Origin of the sequence: Solibacillus sp. FSL H8-0538, assembly GCF_038003525.1 — a bacterium.
Lineage (GTDB): Bacteria > Bacillota > Bacilli > Bacillales_A > Planococcaceae > JBBOPI01.
In genome coordinates this window covers 2,668,196-2,686,875 of sequence record NZ_JBBOPI010000001.1, presented here as the reverse complement: position 1 = coordinate 2,686,875, position 18,680 = coordinate 2,668,196, and the positions used below count along the sequence as shown (strand labels likewise).

15 protein-coding genes and 1 pseudogene are annotated in these 18,680 nt (G+C 40.6%); 14 read left to right on the top strand and 2 right to left on the bottom strand.

Translation table 11 applies throughout. The features are described 5' to 3' along the window. Window positions 1–1,021 precede the first annotated feature (1,021 nt). The 8 genes from rbsK to MHH87_RS12710 are packed head-to-tail and all read left to right on the top strand — an operon-like array spanning window position 1,022 to window position 10,199. The gene (rbsK, locus tag MHH87_RS12745) at window positions 1,022–1,906 is read left to right on the top strand and encodes a ribokinase (RefSeq protein WP_340749679.1); all 885 of its coding nucleotides are present in this window, start codon (window positions 1,022–1,024) and stop codon (window positions 1,904–1,906) included. Window positions 1,907–1,939: 33 nt separating this feature from the next. Further along, the gene (locus MHH87_RS12740; protein WP_340749678.1) at window positions 1,940–3,304 is read left to right on the top strand and encodes an acyclic terpene utilization AtuA family protein; all 1,365 of its coding nucleotides are present in this window, start codon (window positions 1,940–1,942) and stop codon (window positions 3,302–3,304) included. Next, window positions 3,301–3,606, top strand: coding sequence for a DUF4387 domain-containing protein (locus MHH87_RS12735; protein ID WP_340749677.1), 306 nt, complete (start codon window positions 3,301–3,303; stop codon window positions 3,604–3,606). The genes MHH87_RS12740 and MHH87_RS12735 overlap by 4 nt, the downstream gene beginning before the upstream one ends. Before the next feature lie 30 nt (window positions 3,607–3,636). Continuing rightward, window positions 3,637–4,539 (top strand): ABC transporter permease, encoded by a 903-nt coding sequence (locus MHH87_RS12730; RefSeq protein ID WP_340749676.1) that lies wholly within the window; start codon window positions 3,637–3,639, stop codon window positions 4,537–4,539. A gap of 13 nt (window positions 4,540–4,552) precedes the next feature. Beyond that, window positions 4,553–5,431, top strand: a complete 879-nt coding sequence (locus MHH87_RS12725) for a carbohydrate ABC transporter permease (RefSeq protein WP_340749675.1) — start codon at window positions 4,553–4,555, stop codon at window positions 5,429–5,431. A 23-nt stretch (window positions 5,432–5,454) separates the two neighbouring features. Then, window positions 5,455–6,915: an extracellular solute-binding protein gene (locus MHH87_RS12720; RefSeq protein ID WP_340749674.1), complete on the top strand. Its 1,461-nt coding sequence runs from the start codon at window positions 5,455–5,457 to the stop codon at window positions 6,913–6,915. A 12-nt stretch (window positions 6,916–6,927) separates the two neighbouring features. Further along, window positions 6,928–8,097, top strand: a complete 1,170-nt coding sequence (locus MHH87_RS12715; RefSeq protein ID WP_340749673.1) for an ADP-ribosylglycohydrolase family protein — start codon at window positions 6,928–6,930, stop codon at window positions 8,095–8,097. Window positions 8,098–8,108: 11 nt separating this feature from the next. Then, on the top strand, window positions 8,109–10,199 hold the full coding sequence (locus MHH87_RS12710; RefSeq protein WP_340749672.1) for an ADP-ribosylglycohydrolase family protein: 2,091 nt from the start codon (window positions 8,109–8,111) through the stop codon (window positions 10,197–10,199). Between the two features lie 91 nt (window positions 10,200–10,290). Here the strand turns inward: MHH87_RS12710 and MHH87_RS12705 are convergent, their stop codons facing one another. Further along, window positions 10,291–10,497 (bottom strand): hypothetical protein, encoded by a 207-nt coding sequence (locus MHH87_RS12705; RefSeq protein ID WP_340749671.1) that lies wholly within the window; start codon window positions 10,495–10,497, stop codon window positions 10,291–10,293. A 616-nt stretch (window positions 10,498–11,113) separates the two neighbouring features. Here MHH87_RS12705 and MHH87_RS12700 point away from each other — a divergent pair. Continuing rightward, a complete protein-coding gene (locus MHH87_RS12700; protein WP_340750992.1) occupies window positions 11,114–11,560 on the top strand; it encodes a DNA polymerase I in 447 nt (148 codons plus the stop codon). A 54-nt stretch (window positions 11,561–11,614) separates the two neighbouring features. Here MHH87_RS12700 and MHH87_RS12695 read toward each other — a convergent pair whose 3' ends face one another. Beyond that, window positions 11,615–11,776 (bottom strand): hypothetical protein, encoded by a 162-nt coding sequence (locus tag MHH87_RS12695; RefSeq protein ID WP_340749670.1) that lies wholly within the window; start codon window positions 11,774–11,776, stop codon window positions 11,615–11,617. A gap of 170 nt (window positions 11,777–11,946) precedes the next feature. Here MHH87_RS12695 and MHH87_RS12690 point away from each other — a divergent pair. From MHH87_RS12690 to MHH87_RS12670, 5 genes and pseudogenes are all read left to right on the top strand, one after another. Then, window positions 11,947–12,199 (top strand): annotated as a pseudogene (locus tag MHH87_RS12690) (IS5/IS1182 family transposase); the annotation flags it as partial. Between the two features lie 714 nt (window positions 12,200–12,913). Further along, complete coding sequence (gene polA, locus MHH87_RS12685; protein WP_340749669.1) at window positions 12,914–15,541, top strand: DNA polymerase I; 2,628 nt, start codon at window positions 12,914–12,916, stop codon at window positions 15,539–15,541. An 11-nt stretch (window positions 15,542–15,552) separates the two neighbouring features. Next, on the top strand, window positions 15,553–16,425 hold the full coding sequence (gene mutM / locus MHH87_RS12680; RefSeq protein WP_340749668.1) for a bifunctional DNA-formamidopyrimidine glycosylase/DNA-(apurinic or apyrimidinic site) lyase: 873 nt from the start codon (window positions 15,553–15,555) through the stop codon (window positions 16,423–16,425). A gap of 13 nt (window positions 16,426–16,438) precedes the next feature. Beyond that, entirely contained in the window at window positions 16,439–17,032 is a 594-nt protein-coding gene (gene coaE, locus MHH87_RS12675) for a dephospho-CoA kinase (protein WP_340749667.1), read from the top strand. Window positions 17,033–17,617: 585 nt separating this feature from the next. After that, the gene (locus MHH87_RS12670; protein ID WP_340749666.1) at window positions 17,618–18,640 is read left to right on the top strand and encodes a glyceraldehyde-3-phosphate dehydrogenase; all 1,023 of its coding nucleotides are present in this window, start codon (window positions 17,618–17,620) and stop codon (window positions 18,638–18,640) included. Window positions 18,641–18,680 lie beyond the last annotated feature (40 nt).

Sequence of the window (18,680 nt, the reverse complement as noted above, 5' to 3'; positions counted from 1 at the left end):
TTTAAACGAAAGAGGCTGTCAATTGCGACAGCACTGAAAAAGTCATTAAAGAGTTAAGTCAGTTCTTGAACGAGGCATCGTTGAAGAACTGGCTTTTTTCTTCGATGTCGTTGATTTCCGTTGCGGCGAACGCTTTTCTGGGGGCGAGCCTTGAGCCGCTTCAGGAGAGTAAAGGAACAAAGGCTAAGTACGCCACGTCCTTGTGGCAACGCCTTTGTGACCAACTTCGTGTCGGCCTCAGTCCAGGGTCTCAGGCTGCTCGCTAATCCCCTAGAAGTCGTCGCCTCCACTCCAATCAACTTGTAAACGCTAAGAATGAATGTAACATTCTCTTATCTACTAAAAGGAACGAATTACAAGTAGTACTCCGATGATTTCAAACCAAGAAACACTCAACTTAAGCACGTTTATGGCAATTTACGATATTGTTGTGCCAAAAGATAACATGGCTTTGCGAATCAATGAACTGGTTGATTTTTCATTCATTTTAGAAGAGTTAAAAATTAGAAGGACACATCTCGCCCTATTTTCGAAGAGTTGTGTCTTTCTATTCTTAAAATTAATTACAGCAATTTATTAAAGGTCTTTACCAAAACATGTTCTTTACTTTAAAAGAAGGTGTACTACTTTATAGGCACATGGAACGGAAGGCGGCGACTCCTGCGGGAAAAGCGTGAGCCATGAGACCCCGCACGAAGCGTTTAGGATCGAAGGCTAAGAACGCCACGTCCTGTGGCAACGCCTTCGTGATCAACATCGTGTTGGCCCGAGGAGGCTCAAGCCACGCCCGCGGAAAGCGCCCGCCTGGAGTGGAATGTGCTGTCAAGTTCAGATTTTGGTGTACAGCAATTTATTAAATAGACATAATCTATGTAACTGAATACATACATATTTTAATAGAGAGAATTTATCAGAACACAACCAAAAGCAGTTACAAAATTATTAGGTTTTTTCTATTGAACAGCTTCTAAATAAAAAGTTACGCCAGCGTAGAAGCACAACATGAAAGGAGAGGGAACAATTGATTACCGTCATTGGCAGTTTGAATATGGACTTAGTCATCAGTACAAATCATTTTCCAACGCAAGGACAAACCGTATTGGGCGAATTTTTTGAAACGATTCCCGGAGGCAAAGGGGCAAATCAGGCTGTCGCTGCTGCGCGACTGGGTGCACCTACAGCAATGATTGGCTGTGTAGGAAACGATTCCTTTGGCACGACATTGTATAGCAATTTAGAAAATGAAAACGTAGATGTGAAAGGGATAGCCACTAGTAAAAAAGCTACTGGCATTGCGAATATTTTACTTTATGAAAAGGATAATCGCATCATTGTCGTACCAGGAGCAAATTATGATGTAGATGAAGCATTAATTGATCAGCAATGGTCTGTTATTTCACAAAGTAAGCTCGTTGTATTACAACTTGAAATTCCAGTGCCAACGGTGGACTATATTTTAATGAAATGTAAGGAGTCCGGTGTGCCGGTATTATTAAACCCTGCACCCGCAAAATATTTTGATGTGAAATGGTTAAAAGATGTGACCTATTTAACGCCGAATGAAAATGAATGTGAAGAAATTTTTGGGAAATTGTTTACAGAGGTTGTAAAGGACTATCCAAATAAAGTAATTGTTACATTAGGCGGTAATGGTGCTTACTTTTATGATGGAGAGCAGCCTGTTCACGTTAAAGGCTATAGCGCAAAAGTAATCGATACAACTGGTGCAGGCGATACGTTTAACGGGGCGCTTTCTTATGCAATTTGTGAGGGCTACAAACTTCAGGAGGCCGTTCAATTTGCCAATAGTGCCGCATCTATTTCTGTTGAAAAATTTGGTGCGCAAGGTGGCATGCCTTCTAATACGGAAGTCATGGCAAGACTTGGGCAACTTAAAAATAATTAATTGCTTAAGCTAGCTAGAAACGGAGGGAATAGGATGATGGGTGGAGTAAATATTTTATCTCCGTGTGGCATGCTTGGCTACGGTTTTCCGGTAGCATCCTTTTTAAAAGCATTCGACCAGGATATTCATGGCATTGTAGTGGATGCTGGATCAACCGATGCCGGGCCACATAAATTAGGAGCCAATGTATCGATTGTAAGCCGACTTGCCTTGAAAAAAGACTTATCACTGATGATTGAAATGGGTCTACAGCATAAAATACCAGTTATTATCGGTTCGGCCGGTGGGGCAGGTGCTAAAACACATGTAGAGCGAACAATGGACGTTATAAGAGAAATTTTACAAGAACAGCAGCAATCGGCGAAAATTGCGATTATTTGGGCCGACTTTGATCAACAGCAAATAATAAAAGCAAATCAAGCGGGAAAAATTAACCCACTTAGCCGTCATATTCCCCCGCTGACGGAGGAATTGATTTTACATACACAAACAATTGTAGCGCAGATGGGACATGAGCCTATTTTGCGAGCGCTAGAGGAGCGGTGCGATATTATCGTGTGCGGTCGAAGCTATGACCCATCTCCTTTTGCTGCATTAGGCATTTATCACGGGATGGACGAGGGATTGGCGTATCATCTCGGAAAAATTTTAGAATGTGGGGCATTATGTGCGGAACCAGGTACTACGAAGGACTGTATTTTAGGTACATTATATGAAGATTATTTTACTGTACAGTCTTTAAATCCGATTCGGAAATGTACGCCAACAAGTGTTGCTGCTCATACGTTTTACGAAAAGGAACACCCGTATATTTTGCATGGGCCAGGCTTTATGTTAAACCTAGAGCTCTGTACGTTTACTGAAATAGCAGAGGGTGTCGTAGAGGTGCGTAATAGTCAGTACATTCCGAGTGACGTCATGAAGATTAAGTTAGAAGGTGCACGTAAAGTAGCATACCGTACGTTCGTGCTAGCAGGTATTCGTGATCCACTATTGTTAGGGCAGCTAGAAGATGTAGAAGCACAAGTGTTACAGCAGGTGCAAACGTATTTTTCAGAAATCCCGAAAGATACGTACAAGGTGAATTTTTATCACTACGGAAAAGATGCGGTGCTAGGTGAGCAGGAGCCAGAAACTTTTACGGGGCATGAGGTAGGGATAATGTTTGAAGTGCTAGCGGAAAATCAGGAAACGGCAAATGCCATTTGTGCAAATGTTCGTTCAACGTATTTACATTATGGCTATGAAAATCGTAAATCCACCGCCGGCAACCTGGCATTTCCATTCGCGCCTAGTGATGTTGAGTTTGGCCCAGTATATGAATTTTCAATTTATCACCTAATGGAAATTACGGACAACCCTTTTCGCCTAGAAATAGTGGAGGTGTCACTAGCGTGAAGCTGTATGAAAAGGCAAAAATTTTACGTAGCAAAAATTCAGGTCCCTTTGAATTGACGCTAGATGTGTTATTTGATAACAAACAGGCATATGAGGAAGTGAAGGCGAGTGGTGTATTGACAAAGGAAGTCATTGCGAAAGCTTATAATATTGCGCTAGATGAGATTTATCATTTTATTTATTTTGATCAGGCGCTCGGAATTAAAATTACGATTGCACGTAAAATTTCATCGGGTAGTCCAGGAGACCGGGATGTGTACGGAACACAGCAGCATGCGCCATTAATGAATATTGAGGTGTAGGAGGAGTCGAACCATACAAAGGGGTGTTTTATGAAAATTAAAAATACATTGAGGCAAATGCGAAAAGACTGGGTTTTATATGTCATGCTGTTGCCCGGAATGATTTATTTCATAGTGTTTCATATTATTCCGATTTTAAATATGAAGCTTGCTTTTCAGGATTACCGGATTATCGGAGAAAACACTTGGGTTGGCCTCAAACATTTTAACGTGCTATTTGGATCTCCAGCGTTTAAAGATGTGCTCATGAATACAGTTATTATTAGTACGATGAAAATGATATTTATTTTCCCGATTCCAATTATTTTATCGCTCATGATCAATGAATTGCGGTTCGGACCGTATCGTAAATTTATACAATCCGTTTCCTATTTACCTCACTTTTTATCATGGGTTGTTATTGCGGGAATTTGGATTGCATTTTTAAATCCAGTGGAAGGCGGAGTTAATGTTATCCGTGGATTTTTCAACTTACCGTCGCTTGATTTTATGACGAGTAAGGAGCATATTCGCTGGGTGCTCATTTTCTCTGAAATGTGGCGTAGTGCTGGTTGGGATACAATCCTTTACATTGCGGCAATTTTAAAGATTAGCCCGGCACTTTATGAGGCAGCGAAAATAGACGGCGCGACGACCTTCCAACAAATGCGTTATGTTACAGTACCAGCAATGATGAGTACGGTTGTGACGGTATTCATTTTAAACTTAGGCTTCTTTATGAATGCTGGCTTTGATCAAGTGTTTAACTTAATGAATGATTCGGTGTTAAGTGTCATCGATATTTTAGATACATATGTATACCGCATCGGGATTTTAAATGGTCAGTATGCCTATGCAACAGCGGCGAGCTTATTTAAAGGTGTGATTGGCTTAGTGTTAATTTTAAGCACACACTTTATTTCGAAACGCTTAACAGGCAAGGGTGTTTGGTGAAGGGAGGAATAAAATGAGGAATTTCAGTGTAATGAAATCCATTATTCAGTTTGTCTTATTTATATTTGTACTAGCTATTTTAATCCCTCTACTAAATATTTTGGCGATGTCCTTATCTGATCCAAGCAAAGTGTCTGAACTGTCAGGCCTAGGCATCTTGCCAAAGGGTTTTTCTCTTATAAATTATGAAATTATTTTAGCAAATCCACTTATTGTGCGCAGTATTTTAAACTCCGTGTTCATTACAATTGTAGGGACAATAGTGAATTTGTTTTTAACAGCATTAACGGCCTATGTATTAGCACGGACAAACTTTGTAGGGAAAAATATTGTGCTTATTTTACTTATTGCGGTTATGGTATTTGAGCCGTCAATGATTACGGAATATTTATTAATGAAGGATTTAGGCCTTCTAAATTCCTATGCTTCGCTTATTTTGTATAAGGCGATCAATGTCTATTATTTATTTATTTTAATGCGTTTCTTCCAAGAGGTACCAGATAGCATTATTGAAGCGGCAAAAATTGATGGGGCAAGCCATTTCCGTATTTTTACGCAAATTATGATTCCTCTGTCAAAGCCTGCACTTGCCACACTCGCACTATTTTACGGCGTGTATCACTGGAATGAATATTTCCGTGCGACGATTTATATAACAGATCCATCAAAATGGCCTTTGCAGGTTGTGTTGCGACAGTTTGTAGTCTCGCAAGATAATACAACACTGCTAAACGGGATTGATGGGAAATCAGCCGAATTTCTGGCGAGTTTAGATTTTGGTTCATTACAAGCTGCAACAATTGTCGTTGCGGTCGTACCGATGTTATTACTTTATCCGCTCATCCTGAAGTACTTCACAAAGGGCGCGATGGACGGCGGAGTGAAAGAATAAAAAATTAAGATGGGGGTATTTCAATGAAAAAATTTAGTTTTTATTTATTGTGCACGATGTTATTCGTTGTACTTGCTGCATGTAGTGATGATACGCAAACACCAGCAGAACCAGTCGTAACAGAAGAGGGTAGTACCGTTATTAAAGTTGTCTTTAAAGATGATGGTCCTTCCAATCCAGCAGCAGTGAAATTTTACGATACACTTGCTGAGAAATTAAAAGCGGATAAAGGAATTGATGTAGAGTTTGAACTTGTGGAAGTAGCACAAGGCACCTATTCTGAAAAATTAAACCTACTATTATATAGTGGTGAAATTCCTGATTTAATTTACTTCCAAGGTGGCGATGAGCAAATTGCAAGCCAAGATTTACTGGAAGATCTAACACCGTATATTGCGGAATCCGAGTATTTAAAGGCTATTTTAATGCCACATAATGAAACACGTTTAGCAAACTACCCGTATCTTTTATGGGTAAAGGGGATTGATAATAAAGTGCCAGTTGTACGTACGGATTTCTTAGAGCAAACGTCTTCAGGCGCAGCGCTACTGGCAGATCCAACTCCGGATAACTACAAAGCGTTTTTCCAAGAGCTTGTAGACAAAGGGTTTGTGAAAAACGGAGTAACAGTTGCAGGAGCGATTACCGAGCTAGATTTTGTGTTTAATATGGCATTTGGTGAGACAAGTACTTGGATTGATAATGGCTCTGGCTATGTGTATAGCAAGGTTTCAGAAGCTGAGAAAAATAAACTAGCTTACTATAGCGAACTCTATGCAGCAGGCTTATTAGATAACCAATATTTAACGAAGCAATGGGATACAAAAGAGGATGCTTTCTATAACAATGAAACAGGCGTAATTATTGGAACAAATGGCAAAGTAATCGATTTCTACAACTCGCGTCAAAAAGAAGTAAATGGTGAGTCAGCTGAACTTACTGTATTACCACCAGCTAAAGGTATTGGACAAGGCTACGGCGCAACAAGTGTCACAAAGGAAACACGTGGTTTAGCCATTTCATCCCAATCGCCGAACAAAGAGTTAGTATTCGACATTTTAGATTATTTAGCAAGTCCAGCAGGTATGCAGTTTGACATGTTTGGCTTTGAGGGTGAGCAATACAACACCGTAAACGGCGAAATTGAATTAACAGATAAATATTACGCAGAGTGGTATGCACGTTACTGGGAGCCAGCAAATCCAGCATTAGAAGTCGCGGTAAGTAAATCAACACCTGTATTAAGCGCAGCTGGAGTTGCTTCTAAAGACGCTGTGTCACAATTTTATACGCAAGATAATAACTTCTCATTACCAGAAGAATATATTGCGCAGTGGGATGCAATGGAAAATCTATACAAAGAATATTCAGCAGACATCATTACGGGTAAAAAATCAATCGACGCATTTGATGAATTCGTTCAAAAATGGAATGAAGCAGGCGGCGAGGCAATTACACAGTTAGCGAACGATACAATTAAGTAAGGAGAATACTAGATGCTAAATTTTGAAGATCGAGTAAAAGGTGTACTTCTGGCAACGGCACTTGGAGATGCATTAGGCGCACCGATTGAAAAACTAAGTCGCCAGCAAATCCAAAAGCAGTATGGCTATGTGGACTCAATTAAGACGAATTGGTATAAGGAACAGCTTGGTTCAGATGTAACGTTAGGGAAGCAGCGCGGTCATGGCATTGTAACAGATGATACATTAATGACGCTCGCCCTGTGCCGTGTATATAAGCAAGAACGTCGTCATGTGGATGCGTATGATCTTGCAAATTCGTTCGTAAAAGAGCTTGCATTTAAGAAGACATTTATACCCGAATTTCAAAAAGATGCATTTATTTTAGATCGGTTATTTTATCCTGAAAAACATATTTTCCTTCGCCATGTGCTCGCTAATTGTGAGCCGCGCGAAGGAGGATATGGCAATATGGTCAATTGTGGCGCGGCCATGTATATTGCACCAGTGGGAATAGTTAATGCCGGTAATCCATTTGCTGCATATAATGAAGCAATATTATTTGCATCTGGGCATCAGGTGAGCTATGGACTCGAGGCGGCTGGTGTACTGGCAGCATGTGTAGCAAAAGCATTTCAACCAAATGTGACGATTGAAGCCATTATTGCAACAGCGATTGATGTTGCAAAAGATGGTACGAAGCAGGCCATAATTGCAGTGGCTGAGGCAGCTCATATGTTAAAAGCGAGCGATACTAGTTACGAAGAAGCAGTACAAATACTACACGAAAAAATTGCACCGTTTTCTCCAATGGGCGATGATGTACACCGCAAAATTGCAAAAGTCGGTATTCCGTCGAATCACTATACACCAAGTCGTTTATTTTCAATTGAAGAATTACCACTGGCGCTTGCGTTTATCATTTTTAATGACGGCGAATTTTATAAAACGTTAAAGGATGGTATTAATTCGGGGCGCGATACGGATTCAATTGGTGTGATGGTCGGTGCAATTTTAGGTGCTAAGTATGGGAGTGGCGTCATTCACAAGGATGATGTGCTATTGCTTGAATCTGCTAATCGACTAGATTTTGAGCAGGAAGCTAAATCCTTTGCGAAAGTAGCAAAGGCGATTATTCAACAAGATATTGAAGGGGCAAAGATAATGCAACAAGTTGTAAATGAGGCATACGGAGGTGCATAATAACGATTCCGATGAATTATGTAGTGAAAGTGTATGCTGGAATTTTAGCAATGAATGCGGGGATTCGTTTAGGCGCACCGGTTGAGCCAGTGGAATGGACACCTGAAATCATTCAGGATGTTTATGGTGATGTGACGAAATACGTGAAAGATTATACTGTGTTTTCCGCTGATGATGATGCGAATGGTCCGATTTTCTTTATACGCGCAGTGACAGATCTGGCGAAAAATCGTCCGCTGCAATCACAGGATGTTGCAAAAACATGGTTAAATTATATGCGTGAAGGCCTTGGTATTATTTGGTGGGGTGGCGATCGAATTAGTACAGAACATACCGCCTATTTAAATTTAAAAAAGGGGATACCCGCACCACAGTCCGGTTCGATCGCTGTTAACGGTCAGCTTTTAGCAGAGCAAATTGGTGGGCAGATTTTTATTGATTCATTTGGTTGGATTTTTCCGAATGAACCAACGCAGGCAGCTGATTATGCAGAAATCGCAGCGAGTGTTTCGCATGATGGCAATGGACTTTATGGTGCGCGCTTTATCGCAGCTTGTATTGCAGCGGCGTTTACAGAGCAACCGGTTCGAGACATTATAGCGATTGGGCTCCGAGAAATTCCCGCCGATAGCACCTATGCGAAAGTAGTGCACGCTGTACTGAATTTTCACGCGCAACACCCCGAAGATTTCCGTAGCTGCCGTCAGTTTTTAGAAGAACAATGGGGCTATGATAAGTACGGTGGTATTTGCCATATCATCCCGAATGCGGGCGTTTGTATTTTAGCGTTATTGTACGGTGAGGGGAATACGAGTAGAACGATTGAAATTGCAACAATGTGTGGTTGGGATACAGATTGTAATGCAGGAAGTGTCGGCTCCATTGTTGGTGTATTAAACGGCATTGAAGGAATCGCTCCACATTATCGTGAGTCGATTAATGATGCAATTGTTGCCTCAAGTATTTCTGGCTACTTAAATAATGTGGATTTACCGACATTTGCAAAACAGGTAGCATTAATTGGTTACCAATTAGCGAATGAGCAAGCACCGCAGCAATTACGTGATAGCTATAAGGAACAAGATATTTATTTTGACTTTACGCTCCCCGGTTCAACACATGGCTTTAGAACGTCCTATCCGTTTAAAACATTTTTGAAACATACCGATGAGGTTGGCTATGAAAATCCTGGTGCGTTAGAGATTTTTCTAGACCGATTGTATGGTCATGATCAGTCTCATGTATATTACCGTACATTTTATCGCCGTAAGCAGCTGATGGATGAAAAATACGAGCCGAACTTTTCTGCCACCGCATATAGCGGCCAGCGTGTTTCGATGAAGGTAATGGCGGAACAGTACTACGGCAAAGCTATACTCCTAACGCCATATATTCGTTTAACTCATTCGAAACAAGCAATTTTAACGGGCTCAGCAGTTATTGCTTCAAGCGACTGGCAGACAATTGAATTTACGATTCCCGATACTGATGGTGATATCGTCGAGGAAGTGGGTATTAAAATTCAAACACATTCCCCAGCAACATTCCGTGCATTTGGTAAAATTTTTTTGGATGAGTTTTTAATTACAGGTACCCCTTCCTATACAATTGATTTTGCGAAGCAAGTGATGGAATTTAAATGCGTAACACCATTTGCACATCATCGCGGGCAATGGACATTGAAAAACGATCAACTACAAATGGAAAGTGACACAGATTGCATAAGTGTAACAGGTCACTATTATATGAAACAGTCTATTATTGAGTCGACAATTATTCCGGCAGCGGGCTACCAACACGGTTTGATTTTCCGTGCAGAAGGGGCTGAACGCTATTATTTCGCTGGGTTTATAGATAAACAAACGGTCGCTATTGGGCTAAATAATTCTGGTAGAAAGGTTTTAGTGTCTGCAAAGTATGACTGGCATCTAAATACGCCATACGACTTAAAGGTAGTTTGCATTGACGAACGCATAACAGTATTCGTGAATGGCAAAGAAGTAGTATCGACAACAGACGCAACGTATACGCACGGGATGTGGGGCTATTATGCGTTTGAAGGTGGCAAATGTGCGTATAAAGCGAGTAAAATTAATCAATAGTTTTTTAGTGGGAAAAGACACAACTCGCCCTATTTTGGGCGAGTTGTGTCTTTCTTACGGGGCTGTACTAAAAGTCAATTGCCATTGACTTTTAAGCGAGGCCACTGAAAAAGTCTATATAGTAGTTTAGCCAGTTCTTGAACGAGACATCGTTCAAGAACTGGCTTTTTTCTTCGATGTCGTTGATTTCCGTTGCGGCGAACGCTTTTCTGGGGGCGAGCCTTGAGCCGCTTCGGGGTAACAAAGGAACAAAGGCTAAGTACGCCACGTCCTGTGGCAACGCCTTTTTGACCAACATCGTGTTGGCCTCATTCCAGGATCTCAAGCTGCTCGCTAATCCCCTGGAAGTCGTCGCCTCCACTCCAATCAACTAGTACCTGTTAAGAATAAATGGATTATTCCCTTATCTAAAAAGAGTGATTTTCTTGTCTACTAAAAGGAACGAATTACAGGTGGTGCTCCTGAGGATTTCAAACCAAGAAACCCCTCCTTTTAAGCTAGGGCACTGAAAAACCCCAAAATAGTATTTATTAATAGTATGTTTATAATTCTGCTTTATTTTATTCAGAAAGCATTGGTGCGGCGGCGCGAGACTCCTGCGGGAAAAGCGGTACAGGTGAGACCCCGCAGGAGCTTTTAGGAACGAAGGCTAAGAACGCCACGTCCTGTGGCAACGCCTTTGTGACCAACATCGTGTTGGCCCGAGGAGGCTCGCCACCGCCCGTGAAAAGCGAGTGCCAGAGCACCATTGACCTATCACTATTTTGCATATACCTATTAGAATTTTCATTAGAAATCAACTTTTTGCAGTGCCCTCTTTTTTGTGCTTCTTTCGCACGTTCATGAAACGTTCAAATAAAATACTTTATAATAATATAAAAAATGATATAATAATAGTGAGATTTCAAGAAGGGGTGACTCACTTGAGCAATTGGATTCAAAATACATTACTCGCATTTATTATGGCAACGTCAATTACCGCACTTTTTAACTCAACAAATTTTGAGTGGATGAAAGTCGGTATTTTTAATATATCTTTATTGTTTATCATTATGTTTGGTTTAAGTCTGTTCATTGCAGAGGATGTTCGTAATTCGTTTAAAAAAGTTCTATGGTTTGAAAAGCGTAAGGACAAGCTTCAAATTTGGCAAGTGGGCATTGGAATGATCTTTTACTTCACGCAAGTAGGTTTTGTCGAAGTATTTGCCCGAATCCTGATGAAGCCAGAACTTGGTGGTATGCCGTTATACTTAGTGTTTGCGTTTATGAACGCGTTTTTACTAACAGTAATCTATCAAGAAATTTTTTACATTGAAGAAAAAGCTAGCGTCGAAGAATTTAAGTTTAAAAAATTGAAGTAAGATGTTTGCTTAGGCGAGCATTTGAAAAAATTCTAAAAAGTAGTTTAGCCAGTTCTAGAACGAGACATCGTTTAAGAACTGGCTTTTTTCTTCGATGTCGTTGATTTCCGTTGCGGCGAACGCTTTTCTGGGGGCGAGCCTTGAGCCGCTTTCGGGTAACAAAGGAACAAAGGCTAAGTACGCCACGTCCTGTGGCAACGCCTTTGTGACCAACATCGTGTTGGCCTCATTCCAGGGTCTCAAGCTGCTCGCTAATCCCCTAGAAGTCGTCGCCTCCACTCCAATCAACTTGTATCTGTTAAGAATGAATGCGTCATTCGCTCACACAAAAAAAGGATGATTTTTTTTGCATTCTAATTGGAACGCATTATTGATAGTTTTTCAAAATTGTTTTAAACCAAGAAACACTCAACTTAAGCCCATTTATTGCGATTTACGAACTTGTTGTGCCTAAAGATAACATGCTTCGCCAAATCAATGAACTTTTTGGCTTTTCATTCATTTTAGAAGAGTTAAAAACAAAATATTGTTTAGACAATGGACGTAAAGCGATTCCCCAAAATCCGTATATATAAATATTTATTATTAAAGGCGATTCATAGTGTATTAGACATCGACTTAGTGGAACGCTCAAAATACGGAATCATTTAAACAATTAGCCGCAAATCGCTACATAGTAGAAGCGAAGAGCAGTGAAGTGAAAAACAGACACGGGTAGGATTCGGTATCGGCTACGTGCCTATTTGGCATGGAAATACAAGGGGCCACAACGATATTCGCTGTCAATATGAAACGAATATTGAAGCTACTAACTGAAAAACCACGAAACAATATTTTTTTATAGTATTTTAATGCCTCTGCTTTATTTTATTCAGAAAGCATTGGTGCGGCGGCGCGAGACTCCTGCGGGAAAAGCGGTACAGGTGAGACCCCGCAGGAGCTTTTAGGAACGAAGGCTAAGAACGCCACGTCCTGTGGCAACGCCTTTGTGACCAACATCGTGTTGGCCCGAGGAGGCTCGCCACCGCCCGCGGAAAGCGAGTGCCAGAGCACCAATGACCTATCACTATTTAGCACTTACTTATTAGAATTATCAGTAGAATTCAACTTTTTCAGTGCCCTCTGCTTAGGCGAGCATCTTTTTTTGTGGTTAAGAAAGTATAACTTTCTTAACCATATAAGTAAGGACATCAACTCGCCCTATTTAGGGCGAGTTGTGTCTTTCTAATTATTTCATTTATTAATATTGGCATTTCACGGGAACAATCGCTAAAGTAGGTAGTGGAGACCAATTATACATAAACGAAAATTTGCATATAAAACGTGCAAGTTTATATAGATGGAGGAGATTTCATGACAAAGGAAAAATTACTTCTTTTAGATGGAAATAGTTTAGCGTACCGTGCGTTTTTCGCCTTGCCGCTATTAACAAATGATAGTGGTATTCATACAAATGCCGTTTACGGGTTTACAACAATGTTACAAAAAATTTTAGAGGAAGAGCAGCCGACAAAAATGCTCGTTGCGTTCGATGCAGGAAAAACGACTTTCCGACATGAATCGTACGGTGAATATAAGGGGGGACGTCAAAAAACACCCCCTGAATTATCTGAGCAGTTTCCGTACCTACGTAAATTAATTGATGCGTACGGCATTAAGCGTTATGAGCTTCCGATGTATGAGGCAGATGATATTATAGGTACGCTCGCGAAACAAGCTGCTACTGAGCAAACGGAAGTCATTATTGTTTCTGGCGATAAAGATTTAACGCAGCTCGCAACGGATCAAGTAACGGTGTATATCACACGTAAAGGTATAACGGATATGGAGAAGTATACACCAGCTCATATCGAAGAAAAGTATGGCCTTGCCCCATTACAAATCATTGATATGAAGGGCTTAATGGGCGATGCTTCTGATAATATTCCTGGGGTTCCTGGCGTTGGTGAAAAAACTGCGATTAAGTTGTTAAAAGAGCATGGTTCTGTTGAAGCCTTATATACAGCAATTGACGATATGAAGGCTTCAAAAATGAAAGAAAAGCTGGTCGCAAATGAAGAACAGGCGCATTTATCCAAGCAGTTAGCGACGATTTATACAGAAGCTCCGATTGAAGTAGGCTTAGATGAATTAGCATATCCAGGTCCAAACGAAGAAGAGTTAATTGCAGTTTGGCAGGAGCTTGGCTTTAAATCATTAATCGAAAAAAGTGATTTTGCCGACGAGGTGAAGGAACAAGCAGAGCTTAAATTTAACGTTGTCAACGAAATAACAGCAGATTTATTCAAGGATGTAATGGCGGTACATGTCGAGCTTGAAAATGAGCATTACCATAGCTGCCATGCACTTGGCATTAGCTTAACAGACGGTAAGGAAACGGTGTATATACCAATGGATATTGCATCTGGTAATCGTTTACTAAAAGATTGGCTAAAAGATCCATCTAAGAAAAAATACATCGCCGATAGCAAGGCAACACAAGCGATCCTGCAGCGCGTTGATATTGAACTACAAGGTGTGGAGTTTGACCTACTACTTGCTTCGTACATTGTAAAGCCATCCATTTCTGGGGATGATGTGGCAACGCTTGCAAAGGAATTCGGCTACACAGATGTGCAGTCAAACGAAGCAATTTATGGCAAAGGTGCAAAATGGGTGGTACCAGCATCGGACATATTAGCAGAGCATGTAAGCCGTAAAGCAGTTGCTGTCTGGAACCTACAACCAGTCCTTGAGGAAAAACTTCAGCAAAACGAACAGTTTGAACTATATAAAAATTTAGAGCTTCCATTAGCTTCAATTTTAGGGAAAATGGAAAGTGAAGGCATTAAAGTGGACGTACCAACATTAGAAAAAATGGGTGCGGATCTTGCCGCGAAGCTAGAAATTATTGAAAAGGATATTTACGAGCTTGCAGGCGAAAAATTTAATATTAATTCACCGAAGCAATTAGGTGTTATTTTGTTTGATAAGCTGGGTCTTCCGGTTATAAAAAAAACGAAGACAGGCTATTCAACAGCGGCAGATGTGCTGGAAAAACTACAGTCTGAACATGATGTAGTGAAACATATTTTAACGTACCGTACACTTGCAAAATTGAAGTCGACATATATTGAAGGCTTAGTAAAAGAAGTACACGATGAAGATAGCAAGGTGCACACGCGCTTCCAGCAGGCATTAACTGCGACAGGTCGTTTAAGCTCTACTGATCCGAATTTACAAAACATCCCGATTCGTTTAGAGGAAGGTCGTAAAATTCGTCAAGCGTTCGTCCCATCACAAGAAGGCTGGGTGCTATTCGCGGCCGACTACTCGCAAATTGAGCTACGTGTATTAGCGCATATGTGTGAGGACCCTGCACTAGTAGATGCGTTCAAGCAAGGCATGGATATTCATACACGTACAGCGATGGATGTGTTCAAAGTGTCAGCGGAGGAAGTAGATTCGAATATGCGCCGCGCTGCAAAAGCTGTAAACTTTGGGATTGTGTATGGAATCAGTGATTACGGTCTATCACAAAACTTAGATATTACGCGTAAAGAAGCAGCAACATTTATTGAAAATTACTTAGCAAGCTTCCCAGGTGTAAAAGGCTATATGGATTCCGTTGTGCAAGAGGCCAAATTAAAAGGTTATGTAACAACAATTTTAAACCGCCGTCGCTATTTACCAGATATTACGAGCTCAAACTTTAATCTGCGTAGCTTTGCTGAACGTACAGCGATGAACACACCTATCCAAGGCAGTGCAGCGGATATTATTAAAAAGGCGATGATTGATATGGATGCTCGTTTACGCTCAGAAGGGCTCCGTTCAAGACTATTACTACAAGTGCATGATGAATTAATTTTCGAGGCACCACCACAGGAAATTGAAATTTTAGAGCGTATCGTACCAGAAGTGATGGAGCATGCGATTGAGCTACTTGTTCCATTAAAGGTAGACTTTTCATATGGCGCATCTTGGTATGAGGCAAAATAAGGAGCGAAATTATGCCGGAATTACCAGAAGTAGAAGGTGTGGTTCGCGCATTGAAGCCAGTTGTTGAAGGAAAAACGATTGAAAGGGTAGCGTTATCCGACGTCGTGTTTGCCTCAACAAATGCAGGTAAGCAATGCATCGTAAAGAATATTGAACCACATTTATTTGAAGAAGTACTTGCAGGAATGATCATTAAAGAAATTAATCGCCGTTCGAAATATATTTTCTTTACGATTGAAAAGGACGGCGAAGATTTTGTTTTAGTCAATCATCTCGGTATGACTGGCGCGTGGTTTATCGTTCAAGATGTCCTTGAAATTACAGAAGTTAAATTCCGCAAGCATGTGCATGCCATTCTTACATTAAATACGGGCGAGCTACTCGTGTATTCAGATATTCGCCGCTTCGGAGAGCTACGGTTTGTGAAGCAAATTGCAGATCACCCGCCGCTGCTACAAATGGCGCCGGAACCTTTTGACGAGGATGCATGTGGATTTTTCTTAGCGCAATGTGCAAAAGCGAAATACGAAAATAAACCGATTAAAGAAGTGATTATGGACGGACAAGTCATTTCAGGTTGCGGAAATATTTATGCAACAGAAGCGCTATTTAAAATGAATATTCACCCTGGGCGTAAAACGAATCGTATTAGTCGCGCACGAAAAATTAAGTTATTTGAAGCAATTCGTGTCATTCTTCAGGAAAGCATTGATACGGGCGGGTCGACCATTTCAGATTACCGTAATATAAATGGTGAGGCTGGAGGCATGCAGCACCGGTTGGAAATGTATGGTAAAAAGGTTTGTCCGACATGCGGGAATGCTACAAAATCAATGGTCATCGGCGGTCGCACGTCGGTGTATTGTTCAAACTGCCAAAAATAGAGGTGTCGTTTACATGATTATTGGATTAACAGGAAGTATTGCAAGTGGAAAAAGTACAATCGCAAAAATGCTAGCAGACTATCAGCTCCCAATCGTTGATGCAGATTTAGTAGCCCGTATCGTTGTTGAGCCAGGTAAGTCAACACTTCAGAAAATAGCAGATGCTTTTGGGGTAGACGTTATTTGTGAGGATGGCACAATGGACCGCGCTAAAGTGGGCTCAATCATTTTCCATGATGCAGAAAAACGAGACGTCTTAAATTCAATTATTCACCCCGCGATCCGAGCGGAAATGCTACGACAACGTGATGAACATATTGCAAATGGTGCGCCAACTGTTGTGATGGATATTCCATTACTGTTTGAAAGTAAGTTACAGCATTTTGTAGATAAGATTTTAGTCGTATCGGTATCTAAACAAGTTCAATTACAACGCTTAATGGAGCGTAATGATTTGACACAACAAGAAGCGGCGGCACGTATTGCCTCACAGCTCCCCCTTTCTGTAAAAGAAGCGGGTGCACATGCGGTCATTTTCAATAATGACACGCTTGAATCAACAGCGCAGCAATTGAAGAAGATTTTAATAGACTGGGCAGTAATTTAATTTTAGGTTTTGTTAAATTTCTTTGTTGATATTTATGGGGAATATTGGAGTGTAAGATCAATCCAATCACGCCTTGTATAGCGTGAAGTTAGCAATAAACTACATCCATGCGGTATTGCCACCATGAACAGTATTGTGTTGCCCTTTAGCGTGACTGCACAATTGTTTGTTGTGTTTAACAGAGCCTAATTAAAGGAAGCTGAGTGAAAAGTGATGAGCGGACACTTTTTACTCAGTTTTTTTGTTGTGAAGAAAATAATAATATTCCGCTTTGTGGAGAACATATCAATAAGGAAATGTAACTTCTAGGTGAAGGCGCCAGTCCCTCGAGTTTGTGTTCTGTCCTCGGGCGAAGGCAAATGGCGCATTCAACTCGAATTTTCTAGCGCTTTTGTTCTTGGAAAATGGACTGTTAAGGCATTTGGGATATAGGAAGATAAGCGTTATATTTAATTTTCATTGTCAGAATATAATAACTTTTTAAATGTAATCGAATAATGTTCCCATTTCGGTTTAATGTGTTATACTAATGACCATATAAAGTAAACATAATTAATATGTATATTACGGGAGGATATTAAAATAATGACAGTTTCTATTGCTATTAACGGATTTGGCCGCATCGGTCGTATGGTATTCAGACAGGCGATTGTGCAAGACGACTTAAATGTAGTGGCGATTAATGCGAGTTACCCACCTGAAACGTTAGCGCATTTAATTAAGTATGACACAAATCATGGTACTTTCGACGGTACAATTGAAGCAGTGGGAGACTCATTAATTGTTAATGGTAAACATGTGGCAATTGTTAGCGAGCGCGACCCACTTCAATTACCTTGGGCTACAATGGGTGTAGACATCGTAATAGAAGCAACAGGTAAATTTAATGACCGCGAAAAAGCAGCATTGCATTTAGAAGCTGGTGCCAAAAAAGTTATTTTAACAGCTCCAGGTAAAAACGAAGATATCACAGTTGTTTTAGGGGTAAATGATGATAAGCTTGATTTTTCTAAGCATGACATTATTTCAAATGCATCTTGTACAACAAACTGCCTAGCTCCAGTAGCAAAGGTATTAAATGACACGTTTGGAATTGTAAACGGTTTAATGACTACAGTTCATTCATTTACAAATGACCAAAAAAACTTGGATAATCCACATAAAGATTTACGTCGTGCTCGTGGTTGTGCCCAATCAATTATTCCGACATCTACGGGTGCTGCAAAAGCTTTAAGATTAGTATTACCGGAATTAGATGGTAAAATTCACGGCATGTCTTTACGCGTGCCAACACCTAACGTATCTTTAGTAGATTTAGTAGTAGACTTACAGAAAGACGTTACAGTGGAAGAAGTGAATGCTGCATTTGAGCGTGCTGCAACATCAGGTCCAATGAAGGGTATCTTAAACTTCACAATGGAGCCTTTAGTATCCTCTGATTACAACACAACAAAGTACTCATCAACAATCGACGGCTTGACTACAATGGTAATTGGTTCTCGCAAAGTGAAAGTACTTGCTTGGTATGATAATGAATGGGGCTACTCTGCGCGCGTTGTCGACTTAGCAAAAAAATTAACAAAAGCATTAAGTACAGTTCAAGCATAAGTGTAAATGAATTTCTAAACCTTCCCGTAAATTGCTCGGG